This is a genomic window from Rhizobium tropici CIAT 899, from assembly GCF_000330885.1.
Classification (GTDB): domain Bacteria; phylum Pseudomonadota; class Alphaproteobacteria; order Rhizobiales; family Rhizobiaceae; genus Rhizobium; species Rhizobium tropici.
Window position 1 is genome coordinate 980,516 of sequence record NC_020059.1, and the last position, 26,249, is coordinate 1,006,764.

Here is a 26,249-nt window from a genome sequence, read left to right on the forward strand (position 1 = left end):
TTTTATGATCTCCCCCTCCAGGGAGGAGGTTGCGCGGACCGCGCGAATGAGGATGATTTCCGGGGTGAACGCTTGATCGTTCGACATCCCACCTCCAGTCCGATCCGCCCTCTCAAGGGAAGGGTGGAGATCAGCCTATGAAATTCAACAGGCTGAGACTCGTCGGCTTCAAATCCTTCGTCGAACCGGCGGAATTCGTCATCGAGCGCGGCCTGACCGGCGTCGTTGGGCCGAACGGTTGCGGCAAGTCCAATCTTGTCGAAGCACTGCGTTGGGTGATGGGCGAGAATTCCTACAAGAACATGCGCGCCTCCGGCATGGACGACGTGATCTTCTCGGGATCCGGCAACCGCCCGGCCCGCAACACCGCCGAAGTGGGTCTCTATCTCGACAATAGCGACCGCACCGCGCCAGCCGCCTTCAACGATAGCGACGAAATTCAGGTCACGCGCCGCATCGAACGCGAGCAGGGCTCTATCTATCGTATCAACGGCAAGGAAGCGCGCGCCAAGGATGTCCAGCTGCTGTTCGCCGATGCCTCCACCGGCGCCCGGTCGCCGTCCATGGTGGGGCAGGGGCGTATCGGCGAGCTGATCCAGGCAAAGCCTCAGGCCAGACGCCAGCTTCTGGAAGAGGCAGCAGGCATTTCCGGCCTGCATTCGCGCCGGCATGAAGCCGAGCTGCGCCTGCGCGCCGCCGAAAGCAATCTCGAGCGGCTGGATGATGTGACATCGCAGCTCGAAAGCCAGATCGAAAGCCTGAAGCGCCAGGCGCGGCAGGCCAACCGTTTCAAGACGCTCTCGGCCGAGATTCGGGCCCACGAGGCCATGTTGCTGCATATCCGCTGGGTGCAGGCCAAGGAAGCCGAGGCCGAGGCCGATAGCGCGCTCAACCAGGCGACTGTGCTGGTCGCCGAAAAGGCGCAGATCCAGATGGAAGCGGCAAAGGCGCAGGGCATCGCCAGCTTCAAGCTGCCGGAACTGCGCGAGGATGAGGCAAAGGCCGCCGCCGCCCTGCAGCGTCTGCAGATCGCCCGCTCTCAGCTGGAGGAGGATGTCAACCGTATCCTGCGGCGGCGGGATGAATTGATCCGTCGGCTGGCACAGTTGGCGGAGGACATCAGCCGCGAACAGCGCCTGGTCGCCGATAACGCGTCCATCCTTGCCAAGCTGGACGCCGAAGAGGCTGATCTTGCCGACATCCTCGCCGATTCCGGCCGGCTCGCGGAAGAGACGCGTATCGCCTTCGAGGAAGCCGCTGCCAAGCTCGCCGACAGCGAGCGGGTTTTTACTGTTCTGACCGCAGAACGCGCCGAAGCCGCTGCCGCCCGCAATCAGCTGGAGCGCGCCATCCGCGATCTCGCCGATCGCAAGATGCGGCTCGAGCGGCAGGTCGACGAAGCAAACAACGAGCTTGCCGCCATCGACGAAAAGATGGCCGATCTGCCCGACCCAAGCGAAAAGCGCGACATGGTCGAGGCGGCTGAGAATGTCGTCGCCGATGCGGAGGGCGAAATCCAGCGTATCGAAGCCGTTCTCGCCAGGGCGCGCGAAACCGAGGCGCTGTCCCGTGGTCCGGTCGAGCAGGCGAGGGCGCGCCTGAACGCGCTGGAAACCGAAGCGCGCACCATTTCCAAGATGCTGGCGGCGGGCGATACGTCAGGCGCCTTTTCGTCTGTGGCCGAGGAGTTGCGCGTCGACCGTGGTTTCGAGACGGCACTTGGCGCAGCGCTCGGGGACGATCTGGAGTCCTCGCTCGATTCCAAGGCGCCCGTCTATTGGTCCGACAATGGCAGTGGTGCCGGCGATCCGGCTCTGCCGGAAGGTGCCGCCCCCTTGATCACCCATGTCGGCGCGCCGGCGGCACTGGCGCGGCGCCTGCGTCAGATCGGCATTGTTTCGGTGGAAGATGCGCTGCGACTGATGCCCGAGCTGAAGCCGGGGCAGCGGCTGGTGACCAGGGACGGCGCCGTGTTCCGCTGGGATGGTCATGTAACCGGCGCGGATGCACCGAGTGCGGCTGCCCTGCGGCTTGCTCAGAAGAACCGTCTTTCCGAGTTGGAGGCCGAAGCCGAGCTTGCGCGTGATGTGCTAGCCGAGGCCGAGGAGCGCCTTGCGGCAGCCGCCGATGCGATCCGGGCCGAAGAGGGCCGTCTCGCGACCGCCCGCGACGCCAGCCGCCTTGCCGCCCGGCATCTGGCCGAAGCGCGCGAAGCGCTCGCTGCAGCGGAGCGTGCGTCCGGCGATCTCATCCGCCGCCGCGATGTGATTGTCGAGGCCGTCAGCCGGCTCCAGGAGCAGCTGGAAGATGTGGCCGTGCAGGATGAGAATGCCCGCATCGAACTGGAAGATGCGCCGAATCTCGACGCTATCGATCTGAAGCTGCGCGATCAGCAGGCTGAAGTCGCGACGGATCGCGGCGTCCTGGCCGAAGCCCGGGCGCGACACGAAGGCCTGAACCGCGAAAACGAGGCGCGGCAGCGCCGTCTTCTGGCGATCCGGCAGGAGCGCGATACCTGGCGTCAGCGCGCAGCCAGCGCCGAGGAGCACATTCAGACGCTGCGCGACCGTGAGGAGGAAGCGCGAGACGAAGCGGCCGAACTCGATTTGGCACCCGATGAATTCGATGACAAGCGCCGCGCCTTGATGAATGAGCTTCAGAAGGCGGAGGAGGCTCGACGCCGTGCTGCCGATCGTCTTGCCGAAGCGGAGGTCGTTCAGCGCGAGGCCGATCGTCATGCGACCACGGCTCTCTCCGAACTGGCGGAAAGCCGTGAGAAGCGCGGTCGTGTCGAGGAGCGGCTGGTGTCGGCTCGCGAACGTCGGCAGGAAAGCGAATTGCGCATCCGCCAGTCCCTCAATGTCGAGCCGCATGAGGCCATGCGCCTGACCGGCCTTTCGCCATCGCAGAATGTACCTGATCTCCGCGAGGTCGAACGCGAGCTGGAACGGCTCAAGATCGAACGCGAGCGTCTTGGCGCCGTTAATCTGCGTGCCGAGGAAGAGAGCAAGGAGCTGACGGAGCGGCTGCAGGCGCTGATCAAGGAACGCGATGACGTTATCGACGCCATCCGGAAGCTGCGCGGCGCGATCCAAAGCCTCAATCGCGAGGGGCGTGAACGTCTGATCGCTGCCTTCGACGTCGTCAATGCGCAGTTCCAGCGTCTGTTCACCCATCTCTTCGGCGGCGGCACAGCGGAGCTGCAGCTGATCGAGTCGGACGACCCGCTGGAGGCAGGCCTCGAAATTCTCGCCCGCCCGCCGGGCAAGAAGCCGCAGACAATGACGCTGCTTTCCGGCGGCGAGCAGGCGCTGACGGCCATGGCGCTGATCTTTGCGGTGTTCCTCACCAATCCCGCGCCGATCTGCGTTTTGGACGAAGTGGACGCGCCGCTCGATGACCACAATGTCGAGCGCTACTGTAATCTCATGGACGAAATGGCGGCCTCCACCGAGACCCGCTTCGTGGTCATCACCCACAATCCGATCACCATGGCCCGCATGAACCGGCTCTTCGGCGTGACCATGGCGGAACAAGGCGTCTCGCAACTCGTCTCCGTCGATCTGCAGACCGCCGAACGGCTGCGCGAAATCGCTTGAGCGTCGTTCCACGTCTGGATTGAGAAAACTGTTCCCGTTTCGACAAGAAATTGCTGCATCGGCTGCCGCGCATTATGAAAGCGTGCTAGTTTCGTTTTTCGATCAACAACATGGGCGCTGATCCGCCCGGAAGGGAAGTATGTCTGACTCGACTGGCGGTATTTTCGATATCCTCGGAATACTTGCCGTATTGCTGCTCGTCGCTGCCAACGGCTTTTTCGTTGCGGCGGAGTTCTCTCTGGTGTCCGTTCGCCGCAGCCGCGTTACGGAACTCGTTGCCGAAGGCCGCATGAACGCCAAGGCGCTGCAGAAGGCGGTCGATAATCTCGATGCCAACCTGGCGGCGACACAGCTCGGCATCACCATTTCGTCGCTGGCGCTTGGCTGGGTCGGCGAACCCGCTCTTGCTCATCTGCTCGAGCCGCTGCTCGATTTTCTGCCTGGAACATGGGCCGCGGCCGGATCGCATGCGATCGCCGTCGCCATTTCCTTCATCATCATCACGGCGCTTCATATCGTGCTTGGTGAACTCGCGCCGAAGAGCCTGGCATTGCAGCGCAGCGAAGGCACGGCTCTTGGTGTCGTGCGCCCGCTCGGCCTGTTCCTCTTCCTGCTGCGCCCGGCCATCACCGTGCTGAACGGCCTCGGCAATCTCGTCCTTCGCCTCTTCGGCCTGCGCCCCGGCGCGGGCGAGGGGTCGCTGCATTCGCCGGCCGAGATCAAGCTCTTGATTGCCGAAAGCCAGGAGGCGGGCCTCCTGGAACAGGCGCAGCAGGATCTGGTTGAGCGCGTCTTCAACATCGGCGACCGCGATGTCTCCGACATCATGACGCCGCGGCTCGAGGTCGAATGGATCGATGCCGAAGATCCGCCGGAGGAAATGCAGAAAACCATTCGCGAAAGCCGCTTCGAACAGCTCCTGGTTGGCCGCGGCTCAATCGACGAGCCGATCGGGATGATCCTGAAGAAGGATCTGCTTGACCAGCTTTTGAACGGCGGGCCGCTGAATCCCATGGCCGTCATCCGCCAACCGCTGGTCGTTCACGAATCCACGGCCGTCTTCAAGGTGCTTGAAAATTTCAAGCGCGCGCCGGTCCGCCTCGCCATGGTGATCGACGAATATGGCAGCCTCGAAGGCATCGTGACGCAGACGGACCTGCTGGAAGCGATCGCCGGCGACCTGCCCGATATGGACAACGACACGCCCGATGTCGTCGAGCGGGCCGACGGATCGCTGCTGATGGAAGGCATGATGCCCGTCTATGATGCCTTTGCGCGGCTGGGGCTTCGCTTCAGCGAGGAGGAGGTCAATTTCCATACGCTCGCGGGCTTTGCACTCTATCAGCTCGGTCATCTGCCCGAGGTGGGTGAAAGCTTCTCCTTCGGCGACTGGCATTTCGAGATCGTCGATCTCGACGGCATGCGCATCGACAAGATCCTGGCCCAGCGCGAGCCGCAGGCTTAGCCATCAAGTCGCTCTGGATGGACCCGGAGGCTCCCGATTTCGATCAATCGATTGAAATCGGGAGCCTCCGGGTCATATTTATTGTGCGGTGCAACATTTTGCCGTATTTGTCGATTTTCATTTGTGTTGCAGTGAATTAAGTTCAACCGGAGGAGTTGGACGGAGACAATGACGAATTGGGTCTATACATTCGGCGACGGCAAGGCCGAGGGGGGCGCCGGCGATTTTGAGCGGCTCGGCGGTAAGGGCGCTAATCTTGCGGAAATGTGCAATCTCGGCCTGCCGGTTCCGCCAGGCCTGACGATCGTCAGTGACGTCTGCACCTTCTATTACAAGAACGGCCGCAAGATTCCCGAAGAGCTAAAGCCGCAGGTCATGCGGGGTTTGCAGCGGATGGAGGCCATTACCGGACGCAGGTTCGGCGATACCGCGCGGCCGCTGCTGGTTTCCGTGCGTTCCGGCGGCCGTGCCTCGATGCCGGGCATGATGGATACCGTCCTCAATCTCGGCCTCAATGACGCCACGGTGCAGGCCCTCGGCCACGATGCCGGCGACGCGCGGTTTGCCTGGGACAGTTACCGCCGCTTCATCCAGATGTATGCCGATGTCGTCATGGGCCTCGACAACGAGGTCTTCGAAGAGATTCTCGGGGATGAGAAGGCGCGGTTTGGTCATGAGTTCGATACCGATCTCACCGCCGTCGAATGGCAGCACGTCGTCTCGATCTACAAGAGCGTCATCGAGGAAGAATTGGGCGAGGCCTTTCCGCAGGAGCCGGAGGTTCAGCTCTGGGGCGCTGTCGGTGCCGTTTTTGCCAGCTGGATGAATGCGCGCGCCGTCACCTATCGCCAATTGCACAATATTCCCGAGGCATGGGGAACCGCCGTCAACATTCAGGCGATGGTGTTCGGCAATCTCGGCAATTCGTCCGCGACAGGCGTTGCCTTCACGCGCAATCCATCGACGGGGGAGAAGGAGCTTTACGGCGAATTCCTCGTCAATGCGCAGGGCGAAGATGTCGTTGCCGGCATCCGCACGCCGCAAAGCATCACTGAAGTCGCCCGCATCGCCTCCGGCTATGAAAAGCCGTCGATGGAAAAGCTGATGCCGGAAGCCTTTGTCGAGTTCCGCAGCATCTGCGCGCAGCTGGAAGCGCATTACCGCGACGTGCAGGATCTGGAGTTCACCATCGAGCGCGGCAAGCTCTGGATGCTGCAGACCCGCAATGCCAAGCGTACCACCAAGGCGGCGATGAAGATCGCCGTCGACATGGTCGACGAGGGGCTGATTACCGAGGATGAGGCGGTTTCCCGCATCGATCCGACGTCGCTGGATCAGCTTCTGCATCCCACGATCGATCCGCGCGTCCCCCGCGAGGTCATCGGCTCCGGTCTCCCAGCATCGCCGGGTGCGGCGACGGGCGAAATCGTCTTCACCGCAGAAGAGGCGATCGTTGCCGAGGAAGAGGGCCGCAAGGCTATTCTCGTGCGGATCGAGACGAGCCCTGAAGATATTCATGGCATGCATGCCGCCGAGGCGATCCTGACCACCCGCGGCGGCATGACGAGCCACGCGGCCGTCGTTGCCCGCGGCATGGGCATTCCCTGCGTGGTCGGCACCGGAACCATGCGCATCGACATTCGCAATGAAAAGCTGATCGGCATCGGTGTCACCTTGAAGAAGGGCGACATCGTCACGATAGACGGCTCCACCGGCCAGGTGCTGAAGGGCGAAGTGCCCATGATCCAGCCGGAGCTTTCGGGCGATTTCGGCCGTATCATGGCGTGGGCAGACCGCTCGCGCCGCATGACGGTGCGCACCAATGCCGACACACCTGCCGATGCGCGGGCTGCCCGCTCCTTCGGTGCCGAGGGCATCGGCCTTTGCCGCACCGAACACATGTTCTTCGAAGGCGATCGTATCCACGTGATGCGCGAGATGATCCTTGCGGAGGACGAAGCGGGGCGCCGTGCCGCCCTTGCCAAGCTCATGCCGATGCAGCGGCTCGATTTCACCGGCTTGTTCACCATCATGCATGGCCTGCCGGTGACGATCCGCCTGCTCGATCCGCCGCTGCACGAATTCCTGCCGAAGACGGATGAAGAGATCGCCGAAGTGGCTGGGATCATGGGCATGGAGCCTGCCGCGCTGCGCCAGCGGGTGGATGCGCTGCACGAGTTCAATCCCATGCTCGGCCATCGCGGCTGCCGCCTGGCAATTTCCTATCCGGAGATCGTCGAAATGCAGGCCCGCGCGATTTTCGAGGCCGCGGTTCTCGCCGCGCGCGAAACAGGCGCGGCGGTCGTGCCGGAAATCATGGTGCCGCTGGTCGGTCTGCGCTCGGAGCTTGATTACGTCAAGGCCTGCATCGACGAGGTGGCGCGCGCCGTCATGACCGAAGCGAAGATGAAGATCGACTATCTCGTCGGCACGATGATCGAGCTGCCGCGCGCGGCCTTGCGTGCCCATATCATCGCGGAGGCTGCCGAGTTTTTCTCCTTCGGCACGAACGACCTGACGCAGACGACGTTCGGCATGTCACGCGACGATGCCGCCGCCTTCATTCCGACCTATCAGCGCAAGGGCATCATCGAGCATGACCCCTTTATATCCCTCGATTTCGATGGGGTCGGTGAACTCATCCGTATCGCGTCGGAGCGCGGCCGCCGCACGCGCAACGACATGAAGCTCGGCATCTGCGGCGAGCATGGCGGCGACCCCGCCTCGATTCACTTTTGCGAGGATATCGGGTTGGACTACGTGTCCTGTTCGCCGTTCCGCGTGCCGATAGCGCGGCTCGCGGCGGCGCAGGCGGCGATCAAAGGGCGGGCTTGATTTTCCAAATCTGGATGTTCGTGGATCAGTGGCGCCAGTAGCCGCGATGATAGTAATATCCCGGGCCGCCAACGACGACGGTCGGACCCCAGAAGAAGTCGTCATTGCTTTCCATGAAAGCCCGCTGATCCGCGCGCCGGCTAAGGTCCTGATTCATCAGGCAATTAGCAAAGTTCTGGGTACCTGGTTTAAAGCCATAGCCGCTGCATCTTGACGCGTCGGCCGCCCGGATTTCCTCGGCCGTCTGGCAGGAGGAGAGTGCAAGCATAATGGCGAGAAGAGATAGTGCGGAAGCTGCGATGCGCATGACATGTTATCCCGAATGCGGATTTACAGGCACAGACTATAGCGTCGCGCGTGGTGGCGCGAAAGGCGTATTACCACCGCAGCCATGTTGCTTAGGCCGCTTCCCTCGGTTTTGCCGGCATCCGCTGCAAGAGATCGACGAAGGCATCGGCGAAGCGCAGCAGGTGCTCGGTCTCCCCGTCGGGTTGCAGGAGACGGATTTCCGCGCCATCTTCGTCCAGAGCGGCAAAGAGGGTGCGCATCGTCGCGTCTCCTTCCGGAATTCGCAGCACCGCCAATCTGCGGCAATCCGGTATCAGCCCTTCAGCCGGCAGATCGAACAGGAAATCGCCCTGTACGGCCGAAGCCGCCTTGCGCACGGCTTCGCAGAAGCCGGGCTCGCCACCGGAAAAACCCTCGAGCGAAAGCTCCAGTTCCAGCAGTTCCAGCGGCAGAAACGGGTCGCTCGCTTCGGCTCCGGTAATCGTTGCCCCCGGCAGCGACTGGGCCGCGACGTCTTGAGAAAGCATCGGTTCCATCTCATCAAGTCCTTTCACAGCCTCGATAAAACGCTAAAGCATGGCCTTTTTTAGGAATTTAAGCAAGTGCTCACGTTTTTGGTCTAGGCGTTACTGGTTTGAGCTTCGACAAAACATTGGACGACGATGCCGTGACATTCGATTTATTTTCGGCATTTCTTGATCTAAACATAAGTCGCTTTCCGGGATTCGGTGCATCCGGCTTCCGATCCGACGCGCCGACGAGCCTTTGATGACCATTCGTTTCGACCGTCCTGTTTCACATGCCGCCCGTGCCGCGCGTTTGATCGCTTCATTTGCATCGGTGCTCTGTGGCGTGACGCTGATCGGCCACCGTTTTGCGCCGCTGGAAACGCCTTATTTCGTCCTGCTGCTACTGATTTCTGCCGGCTGCGCGATCCTGGCGGTGCTGCTGGCGCTGGTCGGCCTGGCGCAGCTCTGGCAGAGCGCTGCCATTGGCGGCGTCTCCGCCGTCAAGGCGCTTGTCTATGCCGCTCTGCCGCTCGCCATTCTCGGCCTCGGTGTCGAGCGTTACTGGACGCGCCCGCATATTTATGAGATTTCGACCGACCTCAACGATCCGCCGGACTGGCTGGCGACCCCGGATACACGGCAACTGTGGCTGCCGCCGCGCCATCTGGTCACGCAGCAGGAACGCGAGGCGCAGTTCGAGGCCTATCCCGCCTTGATCAGCCGGCGTTATGAAGGTGCGTCCGACCGCGTGTTGGAAGCGGTGCGCAAGGTCGCGCATGATCGCCACATCACCATCGTCAAGGCTGAAGGCGCCGATGTCGCGGATCCGAACGGCAACGTAAAGCCGAAACGCCGTACACGCCCGCAGACCGTCAATCCGGCGCAGGACGGCAGCGCCGCCGGCGATGTGCCTGCCATCGTTCCGGTGCCGACCCCGCGTCCTTTCCGTGATGGAGTGGCGGAACTCATCCGCCAGAATACCGACGTCATCCTGCAGGGTGAAACACGAACCCGCATCTTCGGCCTGCCATGCGATATATTGATCCGCATTCGCGAGGAGGCGGAAACGACGCTCGTCGATATTCGCGTCGCCTCCCGCTACGGCCAGGATGATCTCGGCGTCAGCGCCGATCTGGCCGATGACTATCTGAAGGCACTGGATGCGGAATTGCTCGGCATCGCCGGAAGCTGAGGCTTGCGTCCTCTCCTTCTCCTCAAGGGGGTCCGAAGGACGGGTTGAGACCCGCGGCTCAACCCCGGCGAGGAGGCCCGAAGGGTCGAATGAGGGGGGTTGCCGCTTTGGATGCGGGAATTTTCGTGCTCTTGATACCCCTCACCCTGCCCTCTCCCCAAGGGGAGAGGGGGAACCGTGCCCGCCATCAAACTTCTGAAATCGCGGATAATCACCCGTCTCAGCTCAAGCCGGGCGATAGGCCCCGAAAAGCGCCGGCGGTCCATCGGTTTCCACCTGACCCTTCTCGACCAGGTCTTCCAGATGTGCCAGCACCGAAAGGGCGGCTGCGCCATGCAGGCGCGGGTCCGTATCGCGATAGATGGCTTTCACCATGTCCGGGATCAGCCGGTCGCCGGCCTTGATGCGCTCCAGCACGGCGCGCTCGCGCATGCGGCGGTGGGTTCTGAGGCCGCGTAGGAAGGAGGCTGGCTCCTTTACCGGACCGCCGTGACCGGGCAGAAACAACCGGTCGTCGCGGGCAAGAAGACGTTCCAGCGAGGTCATATAATCCGCCATGGAGCCATCCGGCGGCGCGACGATCGAGGTCGCCCAGGCCATGACATGATCGGCCGAGAAGACGATGCCTGTGCCGTCGAGCGCGAAGCAGGCGTGGTTGGCCGTATGGCCCGGCGTCAGCAGCGCCGTCAGCTGCCAGCCGTCTCCGGCGACGCTTTGGCCATCGGCAAGCACGATATCCGGCTGGAATTCCATGTCGGAGCTTTCGGCAAAAGGATTGACCTCGCCCTGATGGAGCGGACGCGCCGCGCGGTGCGGCCCTTCGCCGGCGGTCAGTGCCCCAGTTGCTTCTTTCAATCGCTTGGCCAGCGGCGAGTGATCGCGATGGGTGTGGCTGACGAAGATATGCGTGACCTCACGTCCTTTCAGCGCCGCCATCAGGGCAGCGAAATGCTCATCATTCTCCGGACCGGGATCGATGACGGCGACGGAGGAGGTGCCGACGATGTAGCTGTTAGTGCCGTGGAACGTGAAGGCGCTGGGGTTGTTGACCGTCATCCGCTCGATGCCGGGCGCAATGGGAACGGCCCGGCCATAGGCGGGTTCGAAGGCGAGGTCGAAGTCCGGCGTGCTCATGATTGCTTGTATTCGATTTCGATGAATGACATCGGCTCGGTGCCGGCATTGACGACATTGTGCTCGGCGCCTGCCTCACGCCGATAGGCGGCGCCCTTGGCAATATCGACCCGCCTGTCGCCGCCCGGCTCCTCCAGCAGAAACTGGCAATCGGTCATCGGCACCACGACATAGCCGAGGCCATGGACATGATGCCCGGTATCGGCGCCCGGCTCGAAATCCCAGCGCGTGATGCGGCAGACGGCATCGTCGAGAAGTACGGTGGGGACGGCCGGAGGGCGCGCGCGAAACTGGCTCATCAAGCCTCCTCATTTCGAATGCAGTGCAACAAGACCTATCATAGCCGCCTGGAAAGCACACAGAAATATGCGTCCCTGCATCACTTAGTCATTGTAGCGCGATGCGACCTTTGCTAATCAGACGCCGGTTTGGCTGGCATGACAGCCATTTCCCATGTTGGGGCGTCGCCAAGCGGTAAGGCACCGGTTTTTGGTACCGGCATTCCCAGGTTCGAATCCTGGCGCCCCAGCCACACTCCACTATCGACAAAGTAGTGATCAGTTGACCTTCTTCGGCTTGACGACCGTGGGCGCAACAGGTGTTGATCCTACCCATGCGAGCTTGTTCATGAATGCGCTGCAAGTCTGCATGTCGCCAACCAAGATCGACGCGCCTACGAAGTTTCCGTTCACCCGGTCGCGAGCCTTCTTAACGTCCGCGTCCGTCGCGCCGAGTGCTTTCGCCTGGGCAAGGTTCTTTTCCGCATCGGCGCGCATCTGTGCAACCGAACTGTATCCGCCATAAGCCGGACAGTTCGTAGCAATCGTTTCTGCGCCAGCATAGCGATTAAGATAAGTTTCCATCGGCGATCCGGGGGTGGTTGCACAGCTTGCTAATGCAGATACCACAGCTAATGCCGCAAGAGCTTTCAACTTCATATTAGCACCAATAAAAGTAAATTAACGCTGAAGTTGTAACCAACGATATAAATTTTGGGATGTCTATAGTGAAATAACGAAGAGTGAGAGGGAAATCTCTTAGGCGCGTGACTTGCAAACAAAAACGGGCCGCCCTCGCAGGCCGCCCGTTGATATTGTCTCGGGATGAAGCTTTTGGCCTCAGTCCGCTTGTTCAGCTTTTGCAGTCTTTTCCGGTGGAGCCAGAAGCTCGGCGCAATAGGACGAACCGCTGACGCCAGGCTGGTCGCCGAGGATTTTGACGGAGCGGATTTCGTAGCTCTGGTTGGTGACGATGTCGGCCTTGCAGCTGAGGGAGCGCTTGCCGGCTTTCTTGCCTTCCTTGTTGACGATGGTGACGTTCTTGTAGCCGCCGCGCCAGGTGTAGACGCGATTGCCGCCTTCGTCGCGGTCGGAGAGCGGCGGTCCGTAAGCCGCGAAGAAGCGGCCTGCAGACTGGCCCTGCCAGCGATCTTGAACGGGGTTCTTCGCAAGCAGCGGCAGGGCTGCTGTCGTTGTTGTCGTCGTGGTGCTGCAACCGGCCAGCGCCAGCAACAGTCCAGCCGCGGTGATCATGCGGATATTCATCGTGTCGTCCTTGAGCTTCTGTCACGCAAAGGTCGCGGAAAAGCCGCGCTGTCCCACGACATTTCCACCTGTCCCGCTTAGGGCTTTAGCGCCAAAGCCGGCAAAAGAAAATTCCTATCATTGTGTACAAACGGGATTTTACTTGATCTGTTGCGTCTTTTGCACGCCGGCATTTTCGGCCGCTGTTTCCTGCCGATTTTCTAGGCAGATGCGGGTGTAATTTTTTCGTCAAAAATCAAAAGGTTTTTTGAGATTGGTGCTTGTGCATCAAAAATGGCTGGTCTATAGAAGCGCCGCTGGTCACGGAGTGTAGCGCAGTCTGGTAGCGCACCACGTTCGGGACGTGGGGGTCGAGTGTTCGAATCACTCCACTCCGACCAGCTTAAATTACTGATCCTGTTCCCGAAAAATCTCCCGTTTAGGAATGCTGTCTGGCTGGCTTGCGCAAGGCCGGAGTGGTTCCGCCAATATCATCGCGGCATTTCTATCACGCTGTCCCGCTTCCGGCCGCGGGCCGTATGGAGTTTTGCTACAATTCTGCTGGTGCCCTTCGGCCCTTTCCCCACTCCATGGGCTCACATCCAAGCTACGTCTTAGATATGCTTTTGCAAAACCGGCTCTTTTTGTCGCCCGAAGCACCATGTACAAGGAAGAGGGACGTGCATCCGACTCAAGGCGAGAGTTCGGCTGGCAGTAGCGGAGTAACGGAATGGATCTTGTGGACGGGGTGGCCAGATTGGTTGGGGAGACGATCATGGGGTGGCGCCAGCATAACGATGCTTTGCGCGGTAATGCTGTCGGGAAGAGATTGAGAATCGCAACCTTCTTTGGGGTGCTGGCGTTGAGCGCCGCATTTCTTCTGGGTTCCGGCGGTACTGCCCTGCGCGCCGGCGATTGCGGCAATGTCGCCGGGCCGGGACTGGATTGGAGTGGCTGCAGCAAGGCCAATATCATGCTGCAGAGCAGCGACCTGAAAGGCGCCAATCTGGCCGGCGCGCATTTCGACAGCACTGATCTCAGCGACACCAACCTGACCTCGGCCAATCTCGAAAAGGCTACACTCGTGCGTGCCTGGCTGAAGAATGCCAAGGCCGATGGCGCCAACTTCGCCAAGATCGAGGCATACCGCTCCGATTTCAGCAACGCTACTGCCAACGGCGCGTCCTTTGCCAATGCCGAATTGCAGCGGGCCGAATTTGCCGGCGCACAGCTGAAGAACGCTGATTTTCAGAAAGCGGAGCTCGGCCGCGCCGATTTCGACAAGGCCGTACTGACGGGAGCGAATTTCTCCTTCGCCAATCTCTCGCGCGCGACCTTGAACGGTGCGGTGATGGACGGATCGACTTCCTTCAGCGGCGCCTTCATGTATTTGACGCGCATCGAGGGTCTCGATCTGTCGAACGCAAGCGGTTTGCAGCAGGCCCAGGTCAATCTGGCTTGCGGGGACAATACGACCATATTGCCGTCTTGGCTGAAGGCGCCGTCCAGCTGGCCTTGCCCTCCCGACGATAAGGACTGATAGTCTCTCCAGGACGGAACTTCGAAAGACCAAGTCAATGTTTGCAGAAAAAGCGGTCCAGCACGACAGCAAGCCCGAATTCTATCGAGAACTTGCGGATCAGCTGAAGGCCTTGCTTGATGGTGAGCACGATTGGATTGCCAACGCGGCCAACACCTCTGCATTGATCTACCAGATGCTGCCGGACCTCAATTGGGCGGGCTTCTATTTCCTTCAGCGGGAAGAGGGGCTTGTGCTGGGGCCGTTCCAGGGAAAGCCAGCCTGTGTCCGCATTGCCGTCGGTCGCGGCGTCTGCGGGACGGCGGTCGAAAGGGCGCAGTCGATCCTCGTCGAGGACGTGCATGCCTTTCCCGGTCACATTGCCTGCGATGCGGCCTCGCGCTCGGAGCTGGTCGTGCCGCTCCTTCGCAATGGAAAGGTCTTCGGCGTCATCGATCTCGACAGCCCGCTTCTCGGCCGCTTCGATGGTGACGATCAGGCCGGCATCGAGGCGCTTGCCGCCATTTATGCCGCCTCAAGCGAAGCGAATAGGTAAGCGCGGGAAGGGCGAGGCGTCACGCCGTCGTGATCGATATGGCAAATCGTTCATGCGATGCCTATATTGGCTCTGCAACCACTCCCTTAGCGCTGATCGAGCTCATTCCGGCCTTCTCCAGTCCTCATTGAGGGCGTCAGGCCAAGCTCGGAAGACGTGCCAAGGGGCAAGGAGAACAACAATGGGCAAATACAGCAAGACGGCAGAGGCAGTAGCCAAGCTTACCCCTGAGCAGTATCGCGTGACGCAGCAGAGCGGCACGGAACGTCCCGGCTCCGGCGAATATCTCTACAACAAGCAGTCCGGCATCTATGTCGACATCGTCTCCGGCGAGCCGCTTTTTGCCTCGGCCGACAAGTTCGATTCCGGCTGCGGCTGGCCGAGTTTTACCAAACCGATTGAACCCGCCAACGTCAGCGAATTGACCGACAAGTCGCATGGCATGATCCGCGTCGAAGTACGCTCGGCCAATGGCGATAGCCATCTGGGCCATGTTTTCCCGGATGGGCCGATCGATCGCGGCGGCCTGCGCTATTGCATCAATTCCGCCTCGCTCCGCTTCGTGCCGCGTGACCGCATGGAAGCAGAGGGCTATGGTGCCTATATTGATCAAGTGGAGGATGTAAGATGACAACGGAACGTGCAGTTCTCGCCGGCGGTTGCTTCTGGGGTATGCAGGATCTCATCCGCCGTTACAACGGCGTCATCTCGACGCGCGTCGGCTACAGCGGCGGCGATGTCCGCAACGCCACTTATCGCAACCATGGCACCCATGCCGAGGCGATCGAAATCATTTTCGATCCGCAGAAGATCAGCTATCGCGATCTATTGGAATTCTTCTTCCAGATCCATGATCCCTCCACTCGCAATCGTCAGGGCAACGATGTCGGCTTGAGCTACCGCTCGGCGATCTTCTACACCAGCGAAGAGCAGAAACAGGTCGCGCTTGATACGATCGCCGATGTCGACGCTTCCGGCCTATGGCCCGGCAAGGTCGTCACCGAGGTCGCGCCGGTCGGCGACTTCTGGCAGGCAGAACCGGAGCACCAGGATTATCTGGAGCGCTATCCGAACGGCTATACCTGCCATTTTGTCCGGCCCGGCTGGAAACTGCCCCGCCGGCAGGCTGACGCAACGCAGCGTGCGGCCTCATGATGAAAGGATCGGCCGGTACTGACCGGCTGAACCTCTATCTCGGCACATGGGAGGTGAAGCGGCGAATCCTCGATCGCTTCAACCGCTCCCTGCTCACATTCGAAGGGCAGGCGTTTGTCACGCCTGTCCAGTTCGAAGAACACGGCGATACGCGAAGCGACCAGGCGACGCTGAGAAGCAGCCGCACCTATCGGCTTGATGAAGCGGTCGATAATCTCGTCGTGCTCTTCCCCAATCTTTCCGAATTTATTCGCATCGGTGACGGCGCCGCGCAGCGTGTCGCACATCATTGCGGTGACGATCTTTACCGGGGTCGCCTGTTCTTTCGCTCGCCCGACTCCTGGGCGGAGATGTGGCAAGTGCGCGGACCCAGAAAGAACTATCTGAGCCTCGCGCACTACCGACGCATTTGACCCGAACCTCTCTCGAATGAGAGACGGTGTTAGCGCGTCTGGCGCCGTGCCCGGACGGCCTTTGCCAGGTCTTCCAGCGTACGCACGGAGGTCGGCCAGTCGATGCAGCCATCGGTGATGCTCTGGCCATAGACCAGCGGCTTGCCCGGCACGAGATCCTGGCGGCCTGCAACGAGATTGCTCTCCATCATCATGCCCTTGATCCGCCGGTTGCCGGCTGCAACCTGCTCGGCGACTGACGTGACGACGAGCGGCTGATTTTCCGGGTTCTTGCTGCTGTTGGCATGGCTGGCATCGATGATGATGCGTGGCTCAAGACCCACCTTGAGAGACTGTTCTGCCGTCGACTGCACGCTGGCTGCATCATAGTTGGGCTCTTTGCCGCCGCGCAGGATGATGTGACAGTCCTCATTGCCGCGGGTCGAGGCGATCGCAGCAAGACCTTCCTTGGTCACGGCGGGGAAGTGATGCGGCTGTGATGCCGCGACGATCGCGTCGAGCGCGATGCGCACATCGCCATTCGTGCCGTTCTTGAAACCGACAGGGCAGGAGAGGCCGGATGCCAGCTGCCGATGCACCTGGCTTTCGGTTGTCCTCGCGCCGATCGCGCCCCAGCTCACCAGATCGGAAATATATTGCGGCGTGATCGTATCGAGATATTCGCAGCCTGCCGGCAAGCCGATCTCGTTGACATCGAACAGCAGCTTGCGGGCAATGCGCAGACCTTCTTCGATGCGGTAGCTGCCGTCGAGATGCGGGTCGTTGATCAGGCCCTTCCAGCCCACCGTCGTGCGCGGTTTCTCGAAATAGACGCGCATGATGATTTCGAGATCGTCGGCGAAGCGATCCCGCTGTTCTTTCAGTCGCGCCGCGTAATCGAGCGCTGCGGCTGGATCGTGGATGGAGCAGGGGCCGATGACGACGATCAGTCGGTCGTCTTCATCACGCAGAATGTTGTGAACGGCGTTGCGCGCGCCGGTAACGGTCGTCGTCACGGCTTCGTCGCGAGGGATTTCGTCAATGATCCGAGAGGGCGGCGTCAGCGCCGTGATCTCGACAATGCGCAAGTCGTCGGTGGAATTCAACACGGTATCGGTTCCTTTTGGGTCATACCGTGGCGACAAAAAAGCCGCCAGGTAGACTAGCGGCTGGTTCGGGTCTTTTGCTGTCGTGTCTCTTCTAACTACGCACAGGCCCGCCTCCGCTGAGAGCAGCGGTACGAATAAAATCGCGAGGCATATGCGAAGGTCAAAGACATGGGTCGTCTCTACGATAAAAAATGCCTGATGTCGATGAGGGAGAATGAGAATTGAGAGGGTAGCGTCAAGAGGCCTTCATTTAGGGCCAAATGCCAGTGTACTCGGCTCACAGACCCATCTCGCCGGAGCTCCTCGGCAAGTTAATCCCTGGGCCTGCCTGAGAGAAATAACGAACCCCTGGCTCGGAAGGATCGGCCGGACTTCGCTGGAAGTCAGGCCGATCCCCATCCGATCAGGGGTCAAGTCAGATCAGATTTCGTAAACGAGCTATTAGAAGCTGCGCTGGAAGCGGAGAACGCCAGCCCACTGGTCCTGATTGATGGAGTCCCAGTTGGTGTAGGAAACTTCCGGCGTGATCTGGAGGTTCTTGACCGGGTTCCACTTGACGTTCGCCGTAGCGGCGAAGATCTTCGAGTCGGTGTAAGCAACCTGAGCGTTAGCCTGCAGCTTTTCGTTGATCGGAACGGTGACGCCGCCCCAAACAGCCCAATCGCCCCAGCCGATACCCTTGGCAGGGCCGGCGCCGTTGGCGTTTGCGTACTTGTTCAGCTTGTCGCCATCGGTGTTCCAGCCGCCCATCAAGAAGGCCTTGAAGACGCCGAAGTCGGCATCGACGCGAGCCTTGATGGCGCCTTCTTCGACGATCGAGTCGTAACCGCCGACGATCTTGAAGCCGAAGTTGCCAGCCTTGTAACCAGCACCGGCAACAACGTCAGGGATGTAGTGGTTGGTGCTGTCTTCGCCGTTGACGCCCTTAGCGCCCGAACCGGAATTGCTGTCTTCAACCGAGACCACAGCCGTGAAGCCGTTGCCGGCGTCGTAGTTGTAGGTCAACTGGTTGAGTTCGTACGGGCCGTCATTGACCACGTCGTCGTTGATGACGCCGCCAGCGTAACCGATGTACGAGTTGTACTGGGAGTCAGCCTTACCGACGAGGAAACCGCCGAGGCTGATGTTTGCGAACAGCAGCTTCGTGGTGGTCGCGCCGCCATCCTGCCAGTCGAAGCGGATGACCGTGTTGGTCTTCAGCGGACCGTATTCAGTGTCGGTTGCCGTGTCGAGGCTCAGATGAGCACGCGTGTGCCACAGCGTACCGTTATGGCTGTCCGGGTTGTAGGCATCGTACCACTTGCCTTCGGTACGGACATAACCGCCGATCTTGAGGCAGGTTTCCGAGCCCGGGATGAAGAAGTAGCCAGCGCCATATGCGTCGCAGATGCGGACGTATTCGAGCGGTTCCGGCTCGGCAGCAACGATAGCGTCGGCTGCGTGAGCGCCAGAAACTGCTGCCAGGGCAGCAGCGGAGCCGAGAAGAAGGCTCTTGATGTTCATAAAAACTCCAATCCAATATAGATTGGGCATAGGCTATCGCGCCGAAAATCGACGTGCCCTTACCCTATCCCTGTTTAAAACCCCGACTCGGGAGAAACGGGCCCCACCCGCTTCTGGTCCTTATTAGAGACCAATTCCTATAAAGTTATATGATATATTTTTCTCGGAATGACTTTTTCGTGAAATTTAAGTTTCAGTTGCAGGAAAGCAACATCAGCAAATAAAGATGCTAAGTGATCCATAATGTTTGCTGCGCAATAGTCACCTTCGTGTACAATAGGTCGCTTACTCGTTCATTATTGTTTCAAAATATTGTTGCCATCCGGATATCCGAGCACAATTGCCCGCCGACGCAATTGAGGGCCACGGCCAAGAAGGCATGTCCGCGCGGTCGATGTTGCTCTTCCTGTGCGGGTTAATATCAGGCGGGCCGCTTCGAAGCCGGGATGAGGAGCTTGGCCAGCATCGAGCCGATCATAATTCCCCAAAGCCCGCTGGTCATGCCAACGATAATGTCTAGCGTCGAACCAAAATTCCCGTTCGCCAGAAGATGCGAAACGGAAAGCGCCAATACGCTGCCGATCATCAAAAGGCAGGTGAAAGAGGGGGATTGCGGATAAGCGAGGCGCGCCAGCATGCCTGCGACACAGAGTGCGGCGGCGCGAAAAATGTCGAACGGATTGCCGAATGCGGCCTGCCAATTGAGATGTGCGAGCGTCACGCCGACGAGCGCCGCTATATAGGTCCAGGCAATAATCTTCAAAAACCGGTCTGATATCATGCGGATATGATATAGCAGCGGTGGATATAAACGCCAACCGGGCGCTGCCCAGGGGAGCGTTCGCAGATGGATCTGGCGCGCACATTTTATGTGGCCTCGAAACATTCTGTTGCAGCGTGGCAGGTTTTTCGGTCTTCGATCGGCCTTCTTGTTATGCCGGGTCGGGGCGGACTGACCGAGTAATTTTCCGGTCAGCCGCCAACATTGCTTAAGCGTTCGATGCGCGCATCGTATCCTCTTCCTCTCCCGGTTGTTCGGCATCTTCTGCGACGGCGCTTGCTGACGATCGGCCGAGGAAGGAAAAGACAACGGCTGCCGTCAGAACAGTGATGCCGGTCAGTAGCCAGAGCAGTGTGCTGAAGGCGTCGCCATAGCTCTGGATAAGAGCGTCGTGACCGATCGCGGGCACATTCGATGCTGCGGCGGCGAGATTGCCGGTTACGAGCTGCTGTGCAGCCATAGCGGCGTGCTCACCGAGCTTCGACTGGATAAGGGCGGAGAGAACGGCGCTGACGATGGCAAGTGCGACCCCTTCGCCGGCGACGCGGGTGGTGCTGAAAATGCCGGTTGCCATGCCGGCTCGCTCCTTGGGAACAACGCTGACGGCGAGCCCATCCATCAAGCCCCAAGGCAGGCTGATGCCGACGCCGATCGTCAGCAGCGGGCCGATGAGGACAAATGGAGCCGAGCCTGCAGCAAGATGGCTGAGCCAGAAAAGGCCTGCCGCCGAGATGATGAGGCCGGTGCCGCAGATCGTTGCGGGGCTGAACCAGCGGGTGAGAAGTCCTGCAGCGATCGGCAGGACGAGCAGCGGCGCGGATAGCGCAACCATCATCCGCCCGGCACCGATCTCGCTCATGCCTTCGATGCCGACGAAGCGCACGGGCAGCAGGATCAGCAAAACGACGAAGGCATAGGCGGGCGCTGCCGCCAGAAGCTGCACACCGACGAAACGCGGATAGCGAAAGAGGCTGAGATCCAGCATGGGCCGTTTCACGACGCGCTCGACGATGCCGAAAGCAAGGAAGAACAGTGCTGCGCGGCCAGCAGGGCGAGGACGAGCGGATCGCTCCAGCCGGTTTCCGGCGCGCGCAGCACGCCGTAGGTGAAGAGCGTCAAGGCAAGCGTGAAGCTCAGTGCGCCCGGCCAATCCAGCCCCGCCGCGTCGGGATCTTTGGATTCGCGCAGGAAGCAGGCGCCGAGGCCAAGTGCGAGCAACGCCAGGGCGACCACGAGAATGAAGATGGACGGCCAGCCGAAGGCATCGATCATCAGGCCGGACGCGATTGGCCCGAAGGCGAGGCCAACGCCGAAGCTGGAGCCGACGATGCTGAAAGCACGCATCCGCGCCGTGCCGTCGAACTCCTGAGCCAGCGAGGCCATGCCTCCGGAAAAAGCGGCGGCTGCGCCAAGGCCCTGCAGTGCCCGCAATATGTCGAACCAGACGATGTTGCCGGCTAGCGCCAAGCCGGCTGAGAAGAGCGCAAAGCAGCCGACGCCAGCCAGGAAGATACGCCGCCGGCCAAAGCTGTCTGCCAGCGCGCCGGATGCCATCAGGCAGCTGCCGAAGGTCAGCATGAAGGCGTTGGTGACCCAGTTGAGTGCGATCGGGCTGCCGCCGAGCGTGCGGCTGATGGCCGGCAGGGCAACAGCGGGGCCGGTGAATGTCAGCGGCATCGCCGCTGCGGCGCAGCAGACGGCGACGAGGACAAAGAATTTCTCGGTCGGACTTGCGACCTTTGTCTGTGGAGAGGTCATCGGATTACCGTTGGGTTCGAGCAAGGGGAAAGCGGCGGGCAACCTTGGGAGTGGTGCTGGCCATCGGCCGGTGCTCGCGCGCTTCAAATGACTCAAGCAGGATATATTTGCTGTAATCGGATGATAATTGCGCTAGTTTTCCATATATACCGGAATAAAACTCTCGAATGGAATGCACCATGGATCGTTTGAGCGGCCTGACGGCCTTTGTTCGCACCGCGGATCTCGGCAGCTTTGCCGCTGCCGGACGCGTGCTCGGCCTTTCGGCATCCGCCGTCGGCAAGGCGGTCAGCAATCTGGAGCATCAGCTTGGCGTCCGGCTGCTGCAGCGTTCCACGCGCAGCATCCGGTTGACCGAGGAGGGGCGTCTCTTTCATGAACGCTGCCGGCGGGTGCTCGACGATCTCGAGGATGCGCAGGCTTCGCTTGCGCAGGCGGTCGCCGTGCCGCGCGGGCGGTTGCGTGTCAGCGTGCCCATCGTCAGCTATCACTTCCTCTTGCCCGTCGTGCCGGAATTCGTGGTCCGTTATCCCGAGGTCGAACTCGACATCGATTTCAACGACCGCATCGTCGACATGATCGAGGAGGGCGTCGATGTTGCGATCCGCAGCGGCGATCTGCCGGATTCGCGGCTGATATCGCGTACCTTGCGGCCGTTTCAGATGCTGCTCTGCGCTGCGCCCAGCTATCTCGAACGCCTCGGCATTCCCGATTGCCCCCGCGCACTCAACGAGCATCTGGCCGTCAGGTTTCGCTTTCCCAACAGCGGCAAGCTGCAGGATTGGCCACTGACCATGCCGGAAGGTGAGCCGGAGCTGCGGATGCGGACAGCCTTCTCCTGCAACAATATGGAGGCAGTGCGCGGCGCGACCGTTGCCGGCCTCGGCATCGGCTGTATGCCGGATTTCCTCGTGCGCAGTACGCTTGCGGAAGGAACGCTCAGAACCGTTCTCGATGATTTTATCGACGAACCCGGCCATTTCCATCTGCTCTGGCCGTCCAATCGCCATATGTCGCCCAAGGTTCGGGTTTTCGTCGATTTTCTGAGCGAGCGGTTGTTTGCAAAGAGCTGTGATGTTTTGCCGGCGACGACCGCTGCCTGAGACACAGATCATCGTATCGGCTTGAGGTCCGCTTGCCTGCCGAGTGAGATAATTTCAGAATTGCTCGGGAGGCAGTTGTCGCGGGAGCTCGAGTTTGCGACGGTGTTTGCTCATATACAGACTTGCCGCACGATCGGTCTGCAGTCGCTAACTTTGGAAATCACGATGAGCCGCTTCTGGAGCCCTATTGTTCATTCCTTGATCCCCTATGTCGCCGGCGAGCAGCCAGCCACCGGCGACATAATCAAGCTCAACACCAATGAGAGCCCTTACGGTCCTTCGCCGCTTGCCCTGGAGGCGATCTCGAAGGCTACAGCCGACACACTGCGGCTCTATCCGGATCCGACGGCGCGGGAGTTGCGTGTTACAATCGCCGAGAGTTTCGGGCTCGACAAGGACGAGGTCTTCGTCGGCAATGGATCGGACGAGGTTTTGGCTCACACGTTCCAGGCGCTGCTGAACCATGATGAGCCCTTGCTTTTCCCCGACATCAGCTACAGCTTCTATCCGACCTATTGCCGCCTCTTCGGCGTGGCGTACCGGCAAGTTCCGGTCGATGCCGAAATGCGGGTCCGCCTCGAGGATTATCGCCAGCCCTGCGGTGCAATCATCCTGCCCAATCCCAATGCGCCGACAGGCATCGGCCTGCCTCTGGCGGATATTGAAACTCTTCTTAGGGATCATCCTGATCAGGTCGTCGTCATCGACGAGGCCTATGTCGATTTCGGCGGTGAGAGCGCCGTTCCGCTTGTCCGGACATATCCGAACCTCTTGGTGATCCAGACCCTGTCGAAATCGCGCGGGCTTGCCGGCTTGCGCGTCGGTTTCGCTGTCGGGCAACGGCCGCTGATCGAGGCACTGGAAAGGGTCAAGGACAGCTTCAATTCCTATCCTCTTGATCGGCTTGCTCAGGCAGGTGCCGTCGCCGCCTGGAAGGATCGGGACTGGTTCGAACGCCATCGCGCCATGATCATCGCCAGCCGGGAACGGCTGGCCGCCGAACTCGGAGATCTGGGCTTTCACGTTCTGCCGTCATCCGCCAATTTTCTCTTCGCGCGGCATCCGAGCAGGCCGGGTGTGGAACTCGCGGCAGAGCTTCGGAGCAGGAACATTCTGGTAAGACGGTTTTCCGCCGAGCGTATCGACGACTTCCTGCGCATCACGATTGGAACGGATGAGGAGTGCGACCGCCTGGTGGCGGCTTTCGGCGAGATATTGCGGTGATCGCAAGCTTTGGGCGATTGCTCCAGGGCTGATTGGGTGAGTAGCCTTACAAATGAAAAAGGCGGCGGAGCCGAGCCCGCCGCCTTCTGTCATCACATATGATGGCGATCAGATGTCGCTTGCCGCGTTCGCCCAGATTTCTGCGGCCTGTGCGGCGGTGACGCGGCGCACATCCGTTTCATCGCGGCGGCTGGCGAAGAGTTCGCTTGCCATGATCTGCTCGGCGAGATCGGCGGGCAGGGACAGGAGGACGCGCTGGCCATCCTTGTGGATGCCGCCGACATCGGAACGCTTGCCGGTGATCATGCCGCCCGCAACCGTGTTGTTGCTTTCCGGATCGATCAGGATGAAGGAGCCGGTCGAGCGGTTCTGCTCATAGGGATCGAAGATGGCGCTCTCATCGAAGGTCAGGCGGACCTTGCCGATCGCGTTCATCCAGAGCGCCTGCGCCGGAGCCCATGCGCCGGTCTTCAGCTCAAGCTGGGCAATCGGCTGCACCTGTACGCGCTGGCGGCGGCTGCCGCTCTTCAACCAGTAGCGCTTGCCAGGCTCGATGCCCTCAGGCTGCAGGGCGACGATTTGCGCGTCGAAGGAGAGGCCGGTCTGCGGCTGGCTGTCGATGGCGACGATCATGTCACCACGCGATACGTCGACCTGGCGGTCGAGAACGAGCGTGATGGCATCGCCGGCGACCGCCGCGTTGCGCACGAGATCGAATGTGACGATCTTCGAGACATTGGCGACCATGCCCGACGGCAGGATCATGACGCTGTCGCCCGGCTTCACCGAGCCGCCGGCGACCGTGCCCTGATAGCCGCGGAAGCTCTCACCAGGGCGGGAGACGCGCTGCACCGAAAGTCGGAAGCCGACCGTCTGCGCCGAGCGAACGGTCGCCAGTTCCAGCGCCTCGACCAAGGTCGGGCCGTTGTACCAGGGCATGACAGCCTGGCCGGAATAGACGACATTTTCGCCCTTCAGCGCCGACATCGGGATGGCCGTGATCTGCTTGACGCCGAGCGAAAGCGCAAATTCGCGGAAGTCGTTGGAGATCTTCTCGAAGCCGGCGCGGTCGTAATTCGTCAGGTCGATCTTGTTGACGGCGAGCACGAACTGCTTGATGCCGAGCAGCGACGCGATCGTCGCATGGCGGCGGGTCTGCTCGAGGATACCCATGCGCGCATCGACCAACAGCACGGCGAGGTCGGCGGTGGAGGCGCCGGTTGCCATGTTGCGGGTGTACTGCTCGTGGCCGGGCGTGTCGGCAACGATGAAGGAGCGCTTGTCGGTCGAGAAATAGCGATAGGCGACATCGATGGTGATGCCCTGTTCGCGCTCGGCCTGCAGTCCGTCGAGCAGCAGTGCGAAGTCGGGCAGGCCGAGATCGTTCTGCTTGCCGGTGGAATCACGCTGAAGCGTGGCAGCCTGGTCTTCCTTGACCGCCTTGGTATCCCAGAGGAGACGGCCGATCAGCGTCGATTTGCCGTCATCGACGCTGCCGCAGGTAATCAGGCGAAGCGGGCGCGAATCGCGAAGGGCTTTGGCCGTTTCGGCAGCAGGCCCGACAGCGGGAATTGTGACGACGTTTGCGTTGACGGTCATCTCAGAAATATCCTTCGCGCTTCTTCTTTTCCATGGAGCCGGACTGGTCCCGGTCGATGGCGCGGCCCTGTCGCTCGGAAACCGTGGCGATTTCCAGCTCTGCAATGATCTCTTCAAGGGTCGTGGCGGTGGAGCGGATCGCGCCGGTCAGCGGGAAGCAGCCGAGCGTGCGGAAGCGGATGAGCTCCTCGCGCTTGGCTTCGCCGGGCAAGAGTTCCAGCCTTGGATCTGCCGCCATGATCATCATGCCGTCGCGCTCGACGATCGGGCGCTTGGCCGCGAAATAGAGCGGTACGATCGGGATTTCTTCGGCCTGGATGTAGCGCCAGATATCAACCTCGGTCCAGTTGGAGAGCGGGAAGACGCGCACGCTTTCGCCCTTGCGGATCTGGCCGTTATAGACGTTCCAGAGTTCCGGGCGCTGGTTGCGCGGATCCCAGCGATGATCTGGCGTGCGGAAGGAATAGATGCGCTCCTTGGCGCGCGAGGCTTCCTCGTCGCGGCGGGCACCGCCGAAAGCCGCGTCGAACTGGCCAGCATCGAGCGCATGACGCAGCGCTTCCGTCTTCATGATATCGGTATAGCGCGCCGAGCCATAGGTGAAGGGCGTGATGTTCTCCGCCTTGCCACGCGGATTGATGTGCTCGATCAGGTCGAGATCATACTTCTTCACGATCTCGTCGCGGAAGGTGATCATCTCGGCGAATTTCCAGCCGGTATTCACGTGCAGGAGCGGGAAGGGGACGCGGCCGGGATAGAAGGCCTTTCGCGCCAGATGCAGCAGCACCGACGAATCCTTGCCGATCGAATAGAGCATGACGGGACGCTCGAACTCGGCCGCCACTTCACGGAAAATGTGAATGGCTTCGTTTTCCAGCGCCTTCAGATGCGGATCGAGGGGCGGCTTGACGCTTTGCGGATGGGAGATTTCCGTATCCGGACGGCTATCGGGCATTGATGACTCCAGAACTTTCAAATGTCCCGACCGAAACTTGGCCGGAAAGA

22 protein-coding genes, 2 tRNA genes and 1 pseudogene are annotated in these 26,249 nt (G+C 60.8%); 13 read left to right on the forward strand and 12 right to left on the reverse strand.

The annotated features are described in order from the left end of the window. Window positions 1–137 precede the first annotated feature (137 nt). From RTCIAT899_RS04765 to ppdK, 3 genes are all read left to right on the forward strand, one after another. Entirely contained in the window at window positions 138–3,599 is a 3,462-nt protein-coding gene (locus tag RTCIAT899_RS04765) for a chromosome segregation SMC family protein (RefSeq protein WP_015339098.1), read from the forward strand. A gap of 139 nt (window positions 3,600–3,738) precedes the next feature. Further along, on the forward strand, window positions 3,739–5,064 hold the full coding sequence (locus tag RTCIAT899_RS04770) for a hemolysin family protein (RefSeq protein WP_015339099.1): 1,326 nt from the start codon (window positions 3,739–3,741) through the stop codon (window positions 5,062–5,064). 168 nt (window positions 5,065–5,232) lie between these two features. Further along, complete coding sequence (gene ppdK, locus RTCIAT899_RS04775; protein ID WP_015339100.1) at window positions 5,233–7,899, forward strand: pyruvate, phosphate dikinase; 2,667 nt, start codon at window positions 5,233–5,235, stop codon at window positions 7,897–7,899. A 25-nt stretch (window positions 7,900–7,924) separates the two neighbouring features. Here ppdK and RTCIAT899_RS04780 read toward each other — a convergent pair whose 3' ends face one another. Both RTCIAT899_RS04780 and RTCIAT899_RS04785 read right to left on the reverse strand, forming a co-directional pair. Continuing rightward, window positions 7,925–8,206 carry a hypothetical protein gene (locus RTCIAT899_RS04780; protein WP_015339101.1) on the reverse strand — a complete coding sequence of 94 codons (282 nt, stop codon included), beginning with the start codon at window positions 8,204–8,206 and terminating at the stop codon, window positions 7,925–7,927. A gap of 91 nt (window positions 8,207–8,297) precedes the next feature. After that, window positions 8,298–8,714, reverse strand: coding sequence for a hypothetical protein (locus RTCIAT899_RS04785; protein WP_015339102.1), 417 nt, complete (start codon window positions 8,712–8,714; stop codon window positions 8,298–8,300). A gap of 241 nt (window positions 8,715–8,955) precedes the next feature. Between RTCIAT899_RS04785 and RTCIAT899_RS04790 the strand changes: the two genes are divergently transcribed. Next, on the forward strand, window positions 8,956–9,888 hold the full coding sequence (locus tag RTCIAT899_RS04790) for a DUF1499 domain-containing protein (RefSeq protein WP_015339103.1): 933 nt from the start codon (window positions 8,956–8,958) through the stop codon (window positions 9,886–9,888). A gap of 225 nt (window positions 9,889–10,113) precedes the next feature. Here the strand turns inward: RTCIAT899_RS04790 and RTCIAT899_RS04795 are convergent, their stop codons facing one another. Together RTCIAT899_RS04795 and RTCIAT899_RS04800 are read right to left on the reverse strand one after the other, a co-directional pair. Then, entirely contained in the window at window positions 10,114–11,022 is a 909-nt protein-coding gene (locus RTCIAT899_RS04795; protein ID WP_015339104.1) for an MBL fold metallo-hydrolase, read from the reverse strand. Next, a complete protein-coding gene (locus tag RTCIAT899_RS04800) occupies window positions 11,019–11,321 on the reverse strand; it encodes a cupin domain-containing protein (RefSeq protein WP_015339105.1) in 303 nt (100 codons plus the stop codon). Before RTCIAT899_RS04800 ends, RTCIAT899_RS04795 begins: the two co-directional genes overlap by 4 nt. A gap of 158 nt (window positions 11,322–11,479) precedes the next feature. Between RTCIAT899_RS04800 and RTCIAT899_RS04805 the strand changes: the two genes are divergently transcribed. Then, a tRNA-Gln gene (locus RTCIAT899_RS04805) sits at window positions 11,480–11,554 on the forward strand. Between the two features lie 25 nt (window positions 11,555–11,579). Here RTCIAT899_RS04805 and RTCIAT899_RS04810 read toward each other — a convergent pair. Together RTCIAT899_RS04810 and RTCIAT899_RS04815 are read right to left on the reverse strand one after the other, a co-directional pair. Further along, entirely contained in the window at window positions 11,580–11,960 is a 381-nt protein-coding gene (locus RTCIAT899_RS04810) for a hypothetical protein (protein ID WP_015339106.1), read from the reverse strand. Between the two features lie 180 nt (window positions 11,961–12,140). Continuing rightward, complete coding sequence (locus tag RTCIAT899_RS04815) at window positions 12,141–12,566, reverse strand: hypothetical protein (RefSeq protein WP_041677272.1); 426 nt, start codon at window positions 12,564–12,566, stop codon at window positions 12,141–12,143. A gap of 303 nt (window positions 12,567–12,869) precedes the next feature. Here RTCIAT899_RS04815 and RTCIAT899_RS04820 point away from each other — a divergent pair. The 6 genes from RTCIAT899_RS04820 (at window position 12,870) to RTCIAT899_RS04845 (ending at window position 16,188) form a co-directional block, all read left to right on the forward strand. Beyond that, a tRNA-Pro gene (locus RTCIAT899_RS04820) sits at window positions 12,870–12,946 on the forward strand. 428 nt (window positions 12,947–13,374) lie between these two features. Next, complete coding sequence (locus tag RTCIAT899_RS04825; protein WP_015339108.1) at window positions 13,375–14,085, forward strand: pentapeptide repeat-containing protein; 711 nt, start codon at window positions 13,375–13,377, stop codon at window positions 14,083–14,085. Between the two features lie 37 nt (window positions 14,086–14,122). Further along, window positions 14,123–14,620: a GAF domain-containing protein gene (locus RTCIAT899_RS04830; RefSeq protein WP_015339109.1), complete on the forward strand. Its 498-nt coding sequence runs from the start codon at window positions 14,123–14,125 to the stop codon at window positions 14,618–14,620. A gap of 181 nt (window positions 14,621–14,801) precedes the next feature. Then, window positions 14,802–15,251: a peptide-methionine (R)-S-oxide reductase MsrB gene (msrB, locus tag RTCIAT899_RS04835; RefSeq protein WP_015339110.1), complete on the forward strand. Its 450-nt coding sequence runs from the start codon at window positions 14,802–14,804 to the stop codon at window positions 15,249–15,251. Further along, on the forward strand, window positions 15,248–15,775 hold the full coding sequence (gene msrA / locus RTCIAT899_RS04840) for a peptide-methionine (S)-S-oxide reductase MsrA (RefSeq protein WP_015339111.1): 528 nt from the start codon (window positions 15,248–15,250) through the stop codon (window positions 15,773–15,775). Before msrB ends, msrA begins: the two co-directional genes overlap by 4 nt. Continuing rightward, window positions 15,772–16,188: a DUF6314 family protein gene (locus RTCIAT899_RS04845; protein WP_015339112.1), complete on the forward strand. Its 417-nt coding sequence runs from the start codon at window positions 15,772–15,774 to the stop codon at window positions 16,186–16,188. Before msrA ends, RTCIAT899_RS04845 begins: the two co-directional genes overlap by 4 nt. Window positions 16,189–16,217: 29 nt before the next feature. On the opposite strand, the gene RTCIAT899_RS04850 is transcribed toward RTCIAT899_RS04845, so the two are convergent. The 4 genes and pseudogenes from RTCIAT899_RS04850 to RTCIAT899_RS04865 all read right to left on the reverse strand — a co-directional run bounded on the left by RTCIAT899_RS04850 (window position 16,218) and on the right by RTCIAT899_RS04865 (window position 21,318). Further along, a complete protein-coding gene (locus RTCIAT899_RS04850; RefSeq protein ID WP_015339113.1) occupies window positions 16,218–17,276 on the reverse strand; it encodes a 3-deoxy-7-phosphoheptulonate synthase in 1,059 nt (352 codons plus the stop codon). Between the two features lie 441 nt (window positions 17,277–17,717). Continuing rightward, window positions 17,718–18,779: a porin gene (locus RTCIAT899_RS04855; RefSeq protein WP_015339114.1), complete on the reverse strand. Its 1,062-nt coding sequence runs from the start codon at window positions 18,777–18,779 to the stop codon at window positions 17,718–17,720. A 421-nt stretch (window positions 18,780–19,200) separates the two neighbouring features. Beyond that, complete coding sequence (locus RTCIAT899_RS04860) at window positions 19,201–19,542, reverse strand: hypothetical protein (protein WP_015339115.1); 342 nt, start codon at window positions 19,540–19,542, stop codon at window positions 19,201–19,203. Between the two features lie 226 nt (window positions 19,543–19,768). Further along, window positions 19,769–21,318: pseudogene (locus RTCIAT899_RS04865) on the reverse strand (MFS transporter). Between the two features lie 179 nt (window positions 21,319–21,497). Here RTCIAT899_RS04865 and RTCIAT899_RS04870 point away from each other — a divergent pair. Further along, window positions 21,498–22,421: a LysR family transcriptional regulator gene (locus RTCIAT899_RS04870; RefSeq protein ID WP_041677824.1), complete on the forward strand. Its 924-nt coding sequence runs from the start codon at window positions 21,498–21,500 to the stop codon at window positions 22,419–22,421. A 165-nt stretch (window positions 22,422–22,586) separates the two neighbouring features. Beyond that, window positions 22,587–23,645 carry a histidinol-phosphate transaminase gene (hisC, locus tag RTCIAT899_RS04875; RefSeq protein ID WP_015339117.1) on the forward strand — a complete coding sequence of 353 codons (1,059 nt, stop codon included), beginning with the start codon at window positions 22,587–22,589 and terminating at the stop codon, window positions 23,643–23,645. 108 nt (window positions 23,646–23,753) lie between these two features. On the opposite strand, the gene cysN is transcribed toward hisC, so the two are convergent. Then, window positions 23,754–25,244: a sulfate adenylyltransferase subunit CysN gene (gene cysN, locus RTCIAT899_RS04880; protein WP_015339118.1), complete on the reverse strand. Its 1,491-nt coding sequence runs from the start codon at window positions 25,242–25,244 to the stop codon at window positions 23,754–23,756. Window position 25,245: 1 nt separating this feature from the next. Further along, complete coding sequence (gene cysD / locus RTCIAT899_RS04885) at window positions 25,246–26,199, reverse strand: sulfate adenylyltransferase subunit CysD (RefSeq protein ID WP_015339119.1); 954 nt, start codon at window positions 26,197–26,199, stop codon at window positions 25,246–25,248. Window positions 26,200–26,249: the final 50 nt, after the last annotated feature.

What these genes read in the sequence shown, in the direction of transcription:
- RTCIAT899_RS04830 (WP_015339109.1), top strand. Translation starts at nt 14,123, where the DNA reads ATGTTTGCAGAAAAAGCGGTCCAGCACGACAGCAAGCCCGAATTCTAT.
- msrA (WP_015339111.1), top strand. Translation starts at nt 15,248, where the DNA reads ATGACAACGGAACGTGCAGTTCTCGCCGGCGGTTGCTTCTGGGGTATG.
- ppdK (WP_015339100.1), top strand. Translation starts at nt 5,233, where the DNA reads ATGACGAATTGGGTCTATACATTCGGCGACGGCAAGGCCGAGGGGGGC.
- RTCIAT899_RS04785 (WP_015339102.1), bottom strand. Translation starts at nt 8,714, where the DNA reads ATGCTTTCTCAAGACGTCGCGGCCCAGTCGCTGCCGGGGGCAACGATT.
- RTCIAT899_RS04780 (WP_015339101.1), bottom strand. Translation starts at nt 8,206, where the DNA reads ATGCGCATCGCAGCTTCCGCACTATCTCTTCTCGCCATTATGCTTGCA.
- RTCIAT899_RS04845 (WP_015339112.1), top strand. Translation starts at nt 15,772, where the DNA reads ATGATGAAAGGATCGGCCGGTACTGACCGGCTGAACCTCTATCTCGGC.
- RTCIAT899_RS04815 (WP_041677272.1), bottom strand. Translation starts at nt 12,566, where the DNA reads ATGAATATCCGCATGATCACCGCGGCTGGACTGTTGCTGGCGCTGGCC.
- RTCIAT899_RS04790 (WP_015339103.1), top strand. Translation starts at nt 8,956, where the DNA reads ATGACCATTCGTTTCGACCGTCCTGTTTCACATGCCGCCCGTGCCGCG.
- cysN (WP_015339118.1), bottom strand. Translation starts at nt 25,244, where the DNA reads ATGACCGTCAACGCAAACGTCGTCACAATTCCCGCTGTCGGGCCTGCT.
- hisC (WP_015339117.1), top strand. Translation starts at nt 22,587, where the DNA reads ATGAGCCGCTTCTGGAGCCCTATTGTTCATTCCTTGATCCCCTATGTC.
- RTCIAT899_RS04765 (WP_015339098.1), top strand. Translation starts at nt 138, where the DNA reads ATGAAATTCAACAGGCTGAGACTCGTCGGCTTCAAATCCTTCGTCGAA.
- RTCIAT899_RS04870 (WP_041677824.1), top strand. Translation starts at nt 21,498, where the DNA reads ATGGATCGTTTGAGCGGCCTGACGGCCTTTGTTCGCACCGCGGATCTC.
- RTCIAT899_RS04800 (WP_015339105.1), bottom strand. Translation starts at nt 11,321, where the DNA reads ATGAGCCAGTTTCGCGCGCGCCCTCCGGCCGTCCCCACCGTACTTCTC.
- RTCIAT899_RS04795 (WP_015339104.1), bottom strand. Translation starts at nt 11,022, where the DNA reads ATGAGCACGCCGGACTTCGACCTCGCCTTCGAACCCGCCTATGGCCGG.
- msrB (WP_015339110.1), top strand. Translation starts at nt 14,802, where the DNA reads ATGGGCAAATACAGCAAGACGGCAGAGGCAGTAGCCAAGCTTACCCCT.
- RTCIAT899_RS04770 (WP_015339099.1), top strand. Translation starts at nt 3,739, where the DNA reads ATGTCTGACTCGACTGGCGGTATTTTCGATATCCTCGGAATACTTGCC.
- RTCIAT899_RS04810 (WP_015339106.1), bottom strand. Translation starts at nt 11,960, where the DNA reads ATGAAGTTGAAAGCTCTTGCGGCATTAGCTGTGGTATCTGCATTAGCA.
- cysD (WP_015339119.1), bottom strand. Translation starts at nt 26,199, where the DNA reads ATGCCCGATAGCCGTCCGGATACGGAAATCTCCCATCCGCAAAGCGTC.
- RTCIAT899_RS04855 (WP_015339114.1), bottom strand. Translation starts at nt 18,779, where the DNA reads ATGAACATCAAGAGCCTTCTTCTCGGCTCCGCTGCTGCCCTGGCAGCA.